Origin of the sequence: Streptomyces sp. NPDC005574, assembly GCF_040605435.1 — a bacterium.
Taxonomy (GTDB): domain Bacteria; phylum Actinomycetota; class Actinomycetes; order Streptomycetales; family Streptomycetaceae; genus Streptomyces.
On the sequence record NZ_JBEXCW010000013.1, the window covers coordinates 79,926 to 93,061 of the forward strand.

Here is a 13,136-nt window from a genome sequence, read left to right on the forward strand (position 1 = left end):
CGTACGTTGCCTACGCAGATACGCACGGAAGGCCCCACCTTCCTCAGCCGTCGCACAACCGGGGTTGATTCCCGGTCAGTTGATGTGCGGGGCGGCTGATTGCCGCCTTGTCATGGCCTGTTCGGGGCGTTTACTTTTGGCCCTCCTGACGCATGTCGAGGGGGCTTCCCATGGCCGTACGCGGCCGGCACCGCCGGTATCAGCCGAACAGGATCAACCGCGCCTCACTCACCGTCACGGCGGGCGGCGCCGGGATGGCGATCCCGCTCATCGGTGCCGGAGCCGCCCAGGCGGCCGACGTGGACACCTGGAACAAGGTCGCCGCGTGCGAGTCGAGCGGCAACTGGAGCATCAACACCGGCAACGGCTACTACGGCGGCCTGCAGTTCACCCGATCGACCTGGGAGGCCTACGGCGGCACGCGGTACGCCGCCCGCGCGGACCTGGCCACCAGGGACCAGCAGATCGCCGTGGCCGAGAAGGTGCTGGACGGCCAGGGCCCCGGCGCCTGGCCGGTCTGCTCGGTGCGGGCCGGGCTGACCCGGGGCGGCACCACCCCCGGTGTCCATCCCGACGGCGGCACCGGCCGGCCGGCGGGAGCGCACCGGCAGGCCGTCGAGCGGACGGCCGCGAAGCAGGCGACCGCCAAGAAGGCCGCCACGTCCGTGGAGGACGTACGGGCGCACAGCACGCCCCAGTCCCGCGCGGGCACAGCCGAGATGTACACGGTGGTCCGCGGCGACACCCTCTCCGGCATCGCCGGCGAGGAACAGGTCCGGGGCGGCTGGCAGGGGCTGTACGCCGCCAACCGCAGGACCATCGGGACGGACCCCGACCTGATCCTGCCGGGCCAGCGGCTGGACCTGCGGGCGAGGGCCGCCGCGGGCGGCGCGCCCGCGAAGCACGAGACGGCGAAGCCCGGGACGGCGAAGCACGAGAGCGCGAAGCACCACGCGGCCAAGCACGAGACGCCGAAGCACGAACCGGTCCGGAAGGCCCGGAAGAAGGAGTCCTCGGACAGCGCCCGGCCGGCCTCGACCGGCCACACCATGGTCGCCCCCGTCGGCGCCGCCATGGGGACGCCGTACCACGCGACCGGTTCCTCCTGGTCGAAGGGCTACCACACCGGCGTCGACTTCCCCGTCCCCACCGGCACGTCCGTGAAGGCGGTGGCCGACGGCCGGGTGGTCAGCGCGGGCTGGGCCGGTTCCTTCGGCTACGAGGTCGTGATCCGGCACGCCGACGGCCGCTACACCCAGTACGCCCACCTGTCGGCGATCTCGGTGAAGTCCGGCCAGCCCGTGGGCGGCGGCCAGCGCCTGGGGCGTTCGGGGACCACGGGAAACAGCTCGGGCCCGCATCTGCACTTCGAGGTGCGGACGGGGCCCGGCTTCGGCTCGGACATCGACCCGGTCGCCTACCTCCGGGCCGGCGGCGTCAGGATTTGACACGCATGCGGTGCCGGTCGAGCACCGGCATGGGCACGAACGCGCCGTAGAACGGGCCGTACGACAGGATCGGGAACCCGCCCGAGCCGGCGGGCTCCGGATCCTCGTACGCCGACTCCGCGGCGGGGGCCGGGATCGGGGTGGGCACCAGGACGTCCCTGACCGACGCCACCTCCCGCGACGCCCCAGGGAGCGGCGCCGGCGACTGCGCGGGCAGCGGCCGGCCCCCTGCGGGCGCGGCCACCGGCCCCCCGACCGAGGCGACGACGGCCGGCGAGGGCGGGGCCGGTGCGGATACGGCCGCCGCCGATACGAGCGGTGGGGACGCGAGCGGTGCGACGGTGACCGGCACGACCGGTACAACCGTGACCGGCGCAGGCGCGAGCGGTACGACCGGCGCGGGAGCGAGCGGCGCGGGCACGGCCCGCGTGGCCGCGACCGGTTCGGCCGTCGCCGTGGCCGGCTCCGGGGACGCCTCGTGGGGTGTCCGGGCCAGCCGTTCCGTGGTGAGCAGGATCAGACCGCCCGCCGCCACCACGCCGCAGCTCAGGGCCAGCGCGGTGCCCGTGGTGCCGTAGCGGAAGGTTTCGCCGAACATCGTGATGCCGACCGCGGCCGCCACCACCGGGTTCACGACCGTGAGCGTGGCGAGCGGCGCGGCGAGTCCGGCGCCCCGGTAGGACGCCTGCGACAGCAGCATGCCAGCCGTGGCCAGCACGCCGATGACGGCCAGGGACGGCACGTCGGCCGCCGTCACGCCGCCGGTCCAGTCGACGGCGACCGTCTTGGTGAACACCGAGGACATGCCGAACGCTATGCCGGACGCGGTGGCGAGCAGCACGCTGCGCACCGCCGGGTGCCGGTGCGCGGCCCGGCCCGCGATCATCAGGGCGACGACCGCGCCGCCGGTGACCAGGCCCGCGAACAGCCGCTGGGTGGTGCTGAGCGACTGCGCGTCGGACGTGCCGACGAGGGAGAGCAGACCGGCCAGGCCGACCGTCGCCATGATCGCGCCGCGCCAGGCGGTCGCGCCCGCCCTGCGGCCCACGAACAGGGCCGCCATGGGCAGCGCGAAGACGATGGTCAGCGCGCCGAGCGGCTGCACCAGGCTCAGCGGGCCGTAGGCGAGCGCCACGACGTGCAGCAGACCGCCGAGGCCGTTCAGCGCGACCGCGGCCCACCACACGGGGCGGCGCAGCGGCGCGAACTGCTCGCCGGGGGAGGACACCGCGACCTGCTCCTGCACGATCGCTCCGCCGGCGTAGGCGACGGCGGACACGAGCGACAGCAGCACGGACAACGCGAGGGCATTCACGAGGTGCTCCTCTGCGTCAGGCGCGGGCACGGGGCCCGGCGCGGCGAACGGTCGGCTTTCATAGGCAACACGATGCCGCTTAAAAGTCTTCCCGTCGTCGTACCTGAGCAGGCAATGGGTCCTACTGCCGATGGAGTAGGCCGGGGCCGCCGTCCTCCCCAGGGTGGGTGACACAGGGTGGGCACCCCCTGGGGGAGACCCCTACTCGCCCTGGTACTACTGCCCCTCGTGGACCTCGACCCCCGACTCGCGGCGCTGCGGCCGCTCGGTGACTTCTTCCTCCTACGGACGGCAGGAGCCCCGCGTTCACCGCTGCCGTCCCTCGCGGACGCCTACGCGAATCGTTCGTCGGATGTTTACAAAAATTCCCTGATTTTCCGGGTCAGGAAGGTCGAGGCGGCCCTGCGGGCACCCGAGACGCGGATCGCGGCCTCGGTGGCCCAGCTGGGGCTGGCGTCGCGCCTGTGGTCGGTCGCGCTCGGCTGCTCCGTCCTGTACGGGCGGCTCCCCGACCTCGACCCCGAGACGCTGCGCTGGAACCCCGACGCCGGCGCGCCCGACGACCTGTGGCTGCCGGAGGTGAGGTGGCGGCCCGGGGACGCGGCGGACGTGGCCGACGCCGTCCTGCACGGGCACCTTGAGCCGCTGTCGGCCGCGCTGCGGGACCGCCACCGGATCGCGCCGGGTCTGCTGCGGGGCAACGCGGCCTCCGCGCTGGCGGGCGCCGCCGGGCAGCTGGAGCGCTGGGCGCGGGCGGAGGGAGACGGCGAGACGGCCGCCCGCACCCGCGACCTGACCGAACGGATCCTCGCCCACCCCCTGCTGGCCGGCGCCGGCACCCTCACCGGCACCTCCTTCGGACGGCGCAGTTGCTGCCTCTATTACCGGGTACCAGGTGGTGGCGTGTGCGGGGACTGTTGCTTCACACGGCCCCCGGGCCCTTCCCCGCACGCCGCATCTGGGTGACCATGGAAGAACAAGCCGCTTCAACAGGGGGTATTGGGTGCGAGTGGGCCTGCTGACCCGGGAGTATCCGCCGGACGTGTACGGCGGCGCGGGTGTCCATGTCGAGTTCCTCGCCAGGGAACTTCGCTCGCTCGTCGACCTGGACGTGCACTGCTGGGGCGAGGGCCGCACGGACGGCGTGCGGCGGCACCGGTCCTGGCCGGCTCTCGACACCGCCAACGACGCGTTGCGCACCTTCTCCGTGGACCTGGCGATGACCGCCGCCCTGGAGGGCCGCGAGCTCGTGCACTCCCACACCTGGTACGCCAACCTCGCCGGCCACCTCGGCAAACTCCTGTACGGCATCCCCCACGTGATGACCGCCCACTCCCTGGAGCCGCTGCGCCCCTGGAAGGCCGAGCAGCTCGGCGGCGGGTACGCGCTGTCGAGCTGGGCCGAGCGCACCGCGATCGAGACCGCGGACGCGGTCGTGGCCGTGTCCGGGGCGATGCGCGAGGACATCCTGACCTGCTACCCGGGGCTCGATCCGGGCCGGGTCCACGTCGTGCACAACGGCATCGACACCGGCCTGTACCAGCCCGACCACGGCACCGACGTGCTGCGCCGGATCGGCCTCGACACCGACCGCCCGTACATCCTGTTCGTCGGCCGCATCACCCGCCAGAAGGGCGTGCCCCACCTGCTGCGCGCGGTGCGGGACATCGACCCCGCGGCGCAGGTGGTGCTGTGCGCGGGCGCGCCCGACACGCCCGAGATCGACCGGGAGTTCCGCGAACTCTTCGAGGAGCTGAGCCGGCACCGCGCGGGGGTGCACTGGATCCCGCAGATGCTGCCCCGCCCCGAGGTGATCCAGCTCCTCACACACGCCGCCGCGTTCGTCTGCCCCTCGGTGTACGAGCCACTGGGCATCGTCAACCTGGAGGCGATGGCCTGCGGGACACCCGTCGTGGCGTCCCGGGTCGGTGGCATCCCGGAGGTCGTCGACGACGGCAGGACCGGACTGCTGGTGCCGGTGGACGACGATTTCGAGGCCGGGCTGGCGCGGGCGCTGGACTCGGTGATCGGTGATCCCGAGGGCGCCCGCCGGATGGGTGAGGCGGGCCGGGAGCGCGCGGTGGGCGAGTTCGGCTGGGACGCGGTCGCCCGGCGCACGGTCCGGCTCTACGAGGACACCCTCAAATCGGCGTGAGTGCGACGAGGTGTGTCACGGACAGGCGTAGACCCCCCTGCTCAGGGGCAGTCATGCAGCAACGAGGATGAGGGGAGCGGCCATGCGTCGTGGTGGACCGTCGGTGCTCGGAATCGTGCTGGCGGGCGGAGAGGGCAAACGTCTGATGCCGCTGACGGCTGACCGTGCCAAACCGGCGGTCACCTTCGGCGGCACGTACCGGCTCGTCGACTTCGTCCTGTCCAACCTGGTGAACGCCGACATCCTGCGGCTGTGCGTGCTCACGCAGTACAAGTCGCACTCGCTGGACCGGCACATCACCACGACCTGGCGGATGTCCAGCCTGCTCGGCAACTACATCACCCCCGTGCCCGCCCAGCAGCGGCTCGGCCCGCGCTGGTATCTGGGCAGCGCGGACGCCATCCTGCAGTCGCTGAACCTCATCTACGACGAGCGGCCCGAGTACGTCGCAGTCTTCGGCGCCGACCACGTCTACCGCATGGACCCGCGCCAGATGCTCGCGCAGCACATCGAGAGCGGCGCCGGCGTGACGGTGGCGGGCATCCGGGTGCCCCGCTCGGAGTCGTCGTCCTTCGGGGTGATCAGTCCCGGCTCGGACGGCCAGACGGTCGAGCGCTTCCTGGAGAAGCCCGCCGACCCGCCCGGACTGACGGGCGACCCCGAGTGCGTCTTCGCCTCGATGGGCAACTACATCTTCACCACCAAGGCCCTGATCGAGGCCCTCCAGCGGGACGCCGAGGACCCGGCCTCCGTGCACGACATGGGTGGTTCGATCCTGCCCCAGCTGACCGACCGCGGTGAGGCCCAGCTCTACGACTTCAGCGCCAACCACGTGCCCGGCGAGACCACCCGGGACCAGGGCTACTGGCGTGACGTCGGCACCCTCGACGCGTACTACGACGCCCACATGGACCTGATCGCCGAGCGCCCCGCGTTCAACCTGTACAACCGCCAGTGGCCCATCTACACCCACTCGGGCCAGCTGTCCCCGGCCCGTTTCAACGCCGGTGGCATCGCCAGCGAGTCGATCATCAGCGCGGGCTGCCTGATCCGCGGGCAGGTCAGCCGTTCGGTGCTCTCCCCGGGCGTCCTGGTCGACCCGGGCGCGGTCGTCCAGGGCTCGGTGCTGCACGACAACGTCCACATCGGGCGGGGCGCGGTGGTGCGCGGAGCCGTCCTCGACAAGAACGTCGAGGTCCCTCCGGGTGCGACGATCGGGGTGAATCCGGAGCGGGACGCCGAGCTGTACACGGTGTCCAAGGGCGGGGTCATCGCGCTCGGCAAGGGCCAGCGAGTGCCCTGATCACGGCCTTCCGGCGGGTGTCCGAGGCCCCTGACGCCGGTGTGGTGGAAGGGGCCGGGAAGCCGCCGCTTAATCTGCTGTTAACTGAGCGTAGCCTGATCGTACTTGACCGTAATCGCCTGAGGGCGATTGACTGCTTGCCCACCCGTCGTCGACGCGAGGCAAGCCATTGACTTCCGACCAGCTCGCTCCCCTCGACCTGGCGTTCTGGAACATCGAGTCCGACCTGCACCCGATGCACCTGGCCGCCCTCGGCGTCTTCACCGCGCACTCGCCGACCGCGGGTGCGCACGCGGCCGACCTGCTCGCCGCCCGTGCCGCGGCCGTGCCCGGACTGCGGATGCGCATCCGGGACGTCTGGCAGCCGCTGTCCTTCGGCAGCGCCACCCGCGAGCCCGACGCCGGCTTCGACCCCCTGCACCACGTCCGGCTGCACGCCCCCGCCGCCGACTTCCACGAGGTCGCCGGCCGGCTCATGGAACGCCCGCTGGAACGCGACCGGCCGCCGTGGGAGGCCCATGTGCTGCCCGGGGAGGACGGCGAGTCCTTCGCCGTCCTCTTCAAGTTCCACCACGCGCTGGCCGACGGACTGCGCGCGCTGGCCCTCGCCGCCGCCGTGATGGACCCGATCGACATGCCCCCGCCGCGTCCCCGGCCGCAGGAGCCGCCGCGCGCTCTGGTGCCCGACGTCCGCAGACTGCCCGGGCTGCTGCGCGGTGCCCTCTCCGACGTGGGCCGCGCCCTCGACATCGGCGCCTCCGTCGCCCTGTCCGGGGTGGCCGTGCGCTCCTCACCCGCGCTGACCGCCGAGTCCACGGGCACCCGCCGTACCGCCGGAGTGGTCGTCGACCTCGACGACGTGCACCTGGTCCGCAAGACCGTCGGCGGCACGGTCAACGACGTGCTGATCGCGGTCGTCGCGGGCGCGCTGCGCCGCTGGCTCGACGAACGCGGTGACGGCAGCGAGGGCGTGGCGCCCCGCGCCCTGATCCCCGTCTCCAAGCGCCGCCCGCGCAGCGCGCACCCGCAGGGCAACCGGCTCTCCGGCTACCTGATGAGGCTGCCCGTCCACGACCCCGACCCGCTCAGCCGGCTGCGTACGGTCCGCAGCGCCATGGACCGCAAGAAGGACGCCGGCCCCAACCGGGGCGCGGGCGCCGTCGCCCTGCTCGCCGACCACGTGCCGGCCCTCGGCCACCGGCTCGGCGGCCCCCTGGTCGGACAGGCCGCCCGGCTCTGGTTCGACATCCTGGTCACCAGCGTGCCGCTGCCCAGCCTCGGCCTGAAGCTCGGCGGCAACCCGGTCACCGAGGTCTATCCGTTCGCCCCGCTGGCCCGCGGCCAGTCCCTGGCGGTCGCGATCTCGACGTATCGCGGCAGCGTCCACTACGGGCTGGTCGCCGACGCCGAGGCCGTTCCCGATCTCGACCGGTTCGCCCGCGCGGTGTCCGAGGAGGTCGAGGCGCTGATCACCGCCTGCGGCCCGTGATCACCGCGGTTTTGGCGGTCGGGCCCGACGCTCCGTAGAATGCCCCGTTCGAAAGCGGGCTCGCTCGGAGCACGCGGCGGGAGACCCAGGAAACGGCAGCGGCCATGACGGTGACAGACAACGGCCCGGCGACCACGGACGAGATCGTCTACGGGCCCGGCATCGACCCCGAGCGGCTCGCCCTGTGCCTCGACGTGCTCGCGGAACTCGACGAGCTCGACGTCGACCACCCCGACGCCGTCGCCGTGCGCCGGGCCACCGCGGGCATCTACCGGACCGTCAAGCAGCGCCGCCGCCAGGAGCGCCGGGCCGCGAAGACCGCGCACGACAAGGCCGTCACGGAGTCCACCGCGACCGGCTCCGCGCAGCGCATCGACGACGAGACCGAGGGCATCCTGCCCTCGTCGGTCACCGAGCAGGGCCAGATCGCCGGGATACTCCAGCGCCCCCGCTCCTGCTACACCTGCAAGGCCCGCTACGTCGAGGTCGACTACTTCTACCACCAGCTCTGCCAGAACTGCGCCGCCGACAACCGCGCCCGCCGCGACGCCCGCACCGACCTCACCGGCAAGCGCGCGCTGCTCACCGGCGGCCGCGCCAAGATCGGCATGTACATCGCGCTGCGGCTGCTGCGCGACGGCGCCCACACCACCATCACCACGCGTTTCCCCAACGACGCGATCCGCCGCTTCAAGGCGCAGCCCGACAGCGCCGACTGGATCCACCGCCTGAAGATCGTCGGCATCGACCTGCGGGACCCGGCGCAGGTCGTCGCGCTCGCCGACTCGGTCGCCGCCGCCGGCCCGCTGGACATCCTGATCAACAACGCGGCGCAGACGGTACGGCGCTCCCCGCAGGCCTACGGCGAGCTCCTCACCGCCGAGTCCGCGCCGCTGCCGGCCGGTGAACTGCCCGCCGCCGAGGTGATCGGCACCTTCGGCTCCGGCGCGGTCGCCGCCCTCCCGGTGGCGGGCGGCGGAGCGCTCACCGCGCAGGACGTGACGGACCTGGCCCTGGTGTCGGGCTCCGCCTCCCTGGAGCGGATCGCGGCCGGTACCGCGATCGACGCCGGCGGGCTCGTGCCCGACCTGCACGACACCAACAGCTGGATCCAGGCGGTGGAGGAGGTCACGCCGGTCGAGCTGCTGGAGGTCCAGCTCTGCAACTCCACGGCCCCCTTCATCCTCATCAGCCGGCTGCGGGCGTCGATGGCGGCGGCCGAGGCCCGACGGACGTACATCGTGAACGTGTCCGCGATGGAGGGCGTCTTCAACCGCGGCTACAAGGGGGCCGGCCACCCGCACACCAACATGGCCAAGGCCGCCCTGAACATGCTGACCCGCACCAGCGCGCAGGAGATGTTCGAGAAGGACGGCATCCTGATGACGGCGGTCGACACCGGCTGGATCACCGACGAGCGCCCGCACCCCGACAAGCTCCGCCTCGCCGAGGCCGGCTTCCACGCCCCGCTCGACCTGGTGGACGGCGCGGCCCGCGTCTACGACCCGATCGTGCGCGGCGAGGAGGGCGAGGACCTGTTCGGCGTCTTCCTGAAGGACTACGCGCCCGGCAAGTGGTAGCCGCCGGGCGCGGGCCTGGGCGGGCGTAAATCCGGTGGTCCGCCCAGGCCCGCCCGGCCTACGGTGGGACCGGAACGCCGGGGTGCCCGGTGCGCCGGTCACGCTTACTTCCTGGTTCGACTCCAAGCGGGTCCACCCGTGGGCCCGTCGCCCTTGTGGAGGGCGGTCGCGCGACCACCTCGATCTCGGGCACCCTGCGCTCCGCCTCTTTCGAGGGCGCCGAACCGGCCGCCCGCCCGCCCGTGTTCAGTCCGGTCCGCCCCAGCCTGCCGTGCCGGTGCCGGGTGGCCTCGCAGAGCGCAGCCGCTCGTGCACCGCGTACGCGCCGGTGCCGCTCGCCGCCCGCACCCGGGTGCCGCCGTCCACCAGCAGGTCCGCGCCGGTGATCCACCCGGCGGCGTCGGACGCCAGCCAGGTCACGGCCCGGGCCACGTCCTCGGGTTCGCCGATCCGCCCGAGCGGCAGTCCGGCCGCCACCCCCTTCTCGTCCCGCTCCCACACGAACCGCGCCATCTCGGTGCGGACCAGGCCGGGAGAGACGGAGTTGACCCGCACCCTCGGCGCGAGCTCGCCCGCGAGCTGCCGGGTCAGGTGCAGCAGGGCCGCCTTGCTGGTGCCGTACGCGCCGACGTGCGGCCCGACGTGTTCCGCGCCCTCGGTGCAGACGTTGACCACCGTGCCGCCGTGCCGGCCCATCCACGACCGCCACGCGCACTGCACGAGCCGCAGCGCGGCCTCGACGTTGACGGTGAACGCCTCACGCCAGGCGTCCGGGTCGGCGTCCATGAGCGGTCCGTAGGGCCGGTTCGTCGCCGCGTTGTTGACGATCACGTCGATCCGGCCGAACTCGCGCAGCGCCAGCTCTGTCACCGCGGACAGGTGGGCCGGGTCGGCGACGCTGCCCGCGAGCCCGATGCCGCCCAGCTCCCCGGCCGTCCGCCGTACGTCGCCGGCGTCCCGCGCGGTCACGCACACCAGCGCCCCCGCCGCCGTCAACTCCCGCGCCACGGCCAGCCCGATACCCCGGGTGGCGCCGGTGACGACCGCGGCCCTGCCCTGCAGCGCGTGGTGCGGGGTGGTCGCCGTCATCGCCGTACCGTCTCATGACGGACCGTCAATCGACAGCCCTCAGCGGCGAGTTCCGTGCCGCGACCAGTTCCAGCACCGTGCGCCAGTCCTCCAGGACACCGGCGTCGAACGCGGCGGTGCGGGCCTCCTCCTCGGCCAGGCGCAGCCGCAGCAGATCGTCGTCGGCCGGGCCCGCGGCGGAGCGGGCGTACCCGCGGACGAGGCCGGCGACCCGTTCGCCGAGCAGGGGGCGTACCGCGTCGGCCGCGTGGTCGCGCTGGGCGGGCGCGTCACCCGGCCGCAGAAGGGGGCCGGCGGCCCGCACCAGACCCGCCAGCTGGAGTTCCTTGTCGGCGGGGCGGGCGCGGCGCAGCAGCGCGGCGGTCCGCAGCGCGTGCTGGTGCGGATCGGCCCGGCCGTGCCCGGGGGCCGGCCCGGCCGGTGCGGGCCGGCAGGCGTGCAGCAGGTCCATCAGCTCCTCGACACCGCGCAGCTCCATGCGCCAGTCCTCCCGCCGGCCGAGCCCTTGCCGTCCGACAGCAGACCATCCGCTCCTTGCGATCCGGCCAACGGGACCTGAACTGCTCGGCCCCGGCGGTCCCGGCTCGGAGGTGTTTTCGGCCTTGTAGGCCGAACGAGTGAGGCTAAATCGCACATCGAGTTACAAACAGGTGCAGACTCAGTAGCGCTGTATGCGGGGCGACTTGCGATAGTTACCCTTTGTTTTCAGCCCCATCGAGCGGACCCCCGCTCATTTGGTTAATCTGTAGCCGACGGACAGCAGCAAAGGGTTCTACCCACACCCACGGTCCGTCATGGGACAGCCGGTTCACAGCGGCCTGCTCTCGCACGAGGTCCCGGCGCCACCGCGTCCGAACTGTTTCCACTGAGACCCGAGCGGGCGCCGGGAGCCGGATCGCAGACTGGCGGCGTGCCCCGAGGGTGACCCGACACATAAGGAGTGCGCGGTGACACCGGAGAAGACGAATCGCGATCAGCGCCCCAAGGAACGCACGGAGCGCGCAGGCCGCCGGCCAGGCGAGCTCGGCAGCCTGGACGTGTGGGCCCGGTCCGCCCCCATCCGCCTGGCGGGCTACGAGGAGGACCTCGCCGAGCCCCACATCCTGCCCAGCGTGGACTGACCCACCGGCAGGAACCTTCGCGATCGCCGACCGCATGGGCGTGCCGGACCCACGCCCATGCCGATCGAAGAAGCCGAGGCCGCCGACGGGCCTCGGATCCGGTCTTTCCGACGCCGGATCGTCGCCGCGGACGGGAGCCGCACCCGGGACCGGGACACCTCCGAGGAGGCGGCCCGGTCCCCGTGTGTGGGCCCCGCGAAAGCGGTGTACGCCGTCGAGGGCGACACCGGGGCCGTCGTCACCTCCGCCCTCGCGCACCGGGCGCTCCGGGCCCCCGACCCGCGTTCAGTCCAGGGGTGCCGTCCGCTGCCACGGACGGGCCCTCTCCAACTGCTCCGCCACCGCCAGCAGTTCCGCCTCCGACCCCGGCCGCGCCACCAGCTGCACCGCCCCGGGGGCGCCGGAGGGCAGGGTGCCGAACGGGACCGACATCGCGGGCCAGCCGGTGAGGTTCCACGGCGGGGTCATGGGGGAGTAGTTGCTGTTGGCCAGGACGTTGCGCAGCCAGCCCCGCTCGTGCCACGGGCCGGCCTTGGGGGAGCGGCGGGCCAGCGCCGGCATGAGCAGTACGTCGTACTCGGCGAAGAACGGCTCCAGGCGGCGGCGCAGCTCCTCGCGCGCCCTGCCCGTCCGCACGCGGTCCGCGAAGCGGCGGCCGACGGCCGCGTGGACGCGGGTGCGCCGCGTCAGCAGCCGCGGGTCCAGGTGCCGCGCGTCGACCGAGGTCCCCGCCGTCCAGTGCGTCATCGAGGTCAGGCTCAGCGACTGCGGGTAGGGCGGGTCGGCGCGGCGGACCTGGTGCCCGGCCCGCATCAGCAGCCCCGCCGCCTCCCGTACGGCGGCCGTATACGGCCGGGTGACGACGATCCCGGTGAGCGGGCTGCGCAGCGAGAAGGCGATCCGGTGGCCGGCGGCCTCCCGGGGTGCCGGGAAGGCGGTGTCCGCGAGGACCGACAGCATCAGGCGCGCGTCCTCGACCGTCGTGGCCAGCGGCCCGTTCTCCGACATGCCGAACCAGTCGCCGTCGCTGATCCCGGCCGGGACCACTCCGGGCCCCGGCTTGATGGTGACCAGACCGCAGTTGGCCGCGGGGATGCGCAGGGAGCCCATGCCGTCGTTGCCGAGCGCGATCGGCACCAGGCCGGCGGCGACCGCGGCCGCGCTGCCGCCCGAGGAGCCGCCGGCCGTGCGGGAGGTGTCCCAGGGGTTGCGGGCGGTGCCGTACACGCCCTCGGTGGTGCCGAAGACGCACAGCTCCGGCACGTTCGTCAGCCCCACCACCACCGCGCCGGCGGCTCGCAGCCGGGCCACCGTGACGTGGTCCTCGTCGGCGGGCGTGTCCGGGGTCGCGGCGGAGCCGATCCGGGTGGACTCCCCGCGCACCGCGAGGTTGTCCTTGACGGCCACGGGCACGCCGGCGAGCGGGAGTTCGGCCAGGTCACCCCGGACGCCCACCTCCTCGGCCTCGGCGAGCGCAGCCCCGGCCCGCACCGTGCGGAAGGCGCCGACGCGGCCGTCGAGCCGCTCGATCCGGTCGAGGTGCTCGGCGACCACCTCACTGGGCGTGGCCCGCTTCTCGCGTACGGCGGCGGCGATCTCGGCGGCGGTCCGGCCGACCCAGTTGGTCACTCGGGCT

General features: G+C 73.4%; 11 protein-coding genes. 7 read left to right on the top strand and 4 right to left on the bottom strand.

The features are described from left to right. Positions 1-170: 170 nt before the first annotated feature. On the top strand, positions 171-1,448 hold the full coding sequence (locus tag ABZT03_RS12005) for a transglycosylase family protein (RefSeq protein ID WP_356037163.1): 1,278 nt from the start codon (positions 171-173) through the stop codon (positions 1,446-1,448). Here ABZT03_RS12005 and ABZT03_RS12010 read toward each other — a convergent pair. Further along, a complete protein-coding gene (locus ABZT03_RS12010; RefSeq protein ID WP_356037166.1) occupies positions 1,438-2,763 on the bottom strand; it encodes a DMT family transporter in 1,326 nt (441 codons plus the stop codon). The two genes, ABZT03_RS12005 and ABZT03_RS12010, sit on opposite strands and share 11 nt — an antisense overlap. Before the next feature lie 210 nt (positions 2,764-2,973). Between ABZT03_RS12010 and ABZT03_RS12015 the strand changes: the two genes are divergently transcribed. The 5 genes from ABZT03_RS12015 to ABZT03_RS12035 all read left to right on the top strand — a co-directional run bounded on the left by ABZT03_RS12015 (position 2,974) and on the right by ABZT03_RS12035 (position 9,290). After that, positions 2,974-3,729, top strand: coding sequence for a (2Fe-2S)-binding protein (locus tag ABZT03_RS12015; protein WP_356037322.1), 756 nt, complete (start codon positions 2,974-2,976; stop codon positions 3,727-3,729). A 37-nt stretch (positions 3,730-3,766) separates the two neighbouring features. Continuing rightward, complete coding sequence (gene glgA, locus ABZT03_RS12020) at positions 3,767-4,918, top strand: glycogen synthase (protein ID WP_356037168.1); 1,152 nt, start codon at positions 3,767-3,769, stop codon at positions 4,916-4,918. Positions 4,919-5,000: 82 nt separating this feature from the next. Next, positions 5,001-6,221 (top strand): glucose-1-phosphate adenylyltransferase, encoded by a 1,221-nt coding sequence (glgC, locus tag ABZT03_RS12025; protein WP_356037171.1) that lies wholly within the window; start codon positions 5,001-5,003, stop codon positions 6,219-6,221. Between the two features lie 169 nt (positions 6,222-6,390). After that, positions 6,391-7,710 (top strand): wax ester/triacylglycerol synthase family O-acyltransferase, encoded by a 1,320-nt coding sequence (locus ABZT03_RS12030; protein ID WP_356037174.1) that lies wholly within the window; start codon positions 6,391-6,393, stop codon positions 7,708-7,710. Positions 7,711-7,814: 104 nt separating this feature from the next. Next, on the top strand, positions 7,815-9,290 hold the full coding sequence (locus tag ABZT03_RS12035; protein ID WP_356037176.1) for an SDR family NAD(P)-dependent oxidoreductase: 1,476 nt from the start codon (positions 7,815-7,817) through the stop codon (positions 9,288-9,290). A 246-nt stretch (positions 9,291-9,536) separates the two neighbouring features. Here the strand turns inward: ABZT03_RS12035 and ABZT03_RS12040 are convergent, their stop codons facing one another. Further along, entirely contained in the window at positions 9,537-10,379 is an 843-nt protein-coding gene (locus ABZT03_RS12040; RefSeq protein ID WP_356037179.1) for an SDR family oxidoreductase, read from the bottom strand. Between the two features lie 25 nt (positions 10,380-10,404). Further along, positions 10,405-10,857, bottom strand: a complete 453-nt coding sequence (locus ABZT03_RS12045) for a hypothetical protein (RefSeq protein WP_356037182.1) — start codon at positions 10,855-10,857, stop codon at positions 10,405-10,407. 469 nt (positions 10,858-11,326) lie between these two features. On the opposite strand from ABZT03_RS12045, the gene ABZT03_RS12050 reads away from it, so the two are divergent. Continuing rightward, positions 11,327-11,500, top strand: a complete 174-nt coding sequence (locus tag ABZT03_RS12050; RefSeq protein ID WP_356037185.1) for a hypothetical protein — start codon at positions 11,327-11,329, stop codon at positions 11,498-11,500. 285 nt (positions 11,501-11,785) lie between these two features. On the opposite strand, the gene ABZT03_RS12055 is transcribed toward ABZT03_RS12050, so the two are convergent. Then, complete coding sequence (locus ABZT03_RS12055; RefSeq protein ID WP_356037187.1) at positions 11,786-13,129, bottom strand: amidase family protein; 1,344 nt, start codon at positions 13,127-13,129, stop codon at positions 11,786-11,788. Between the last annotated feature and the right edge of the window lie 7 nt (positions 13,130-13,136).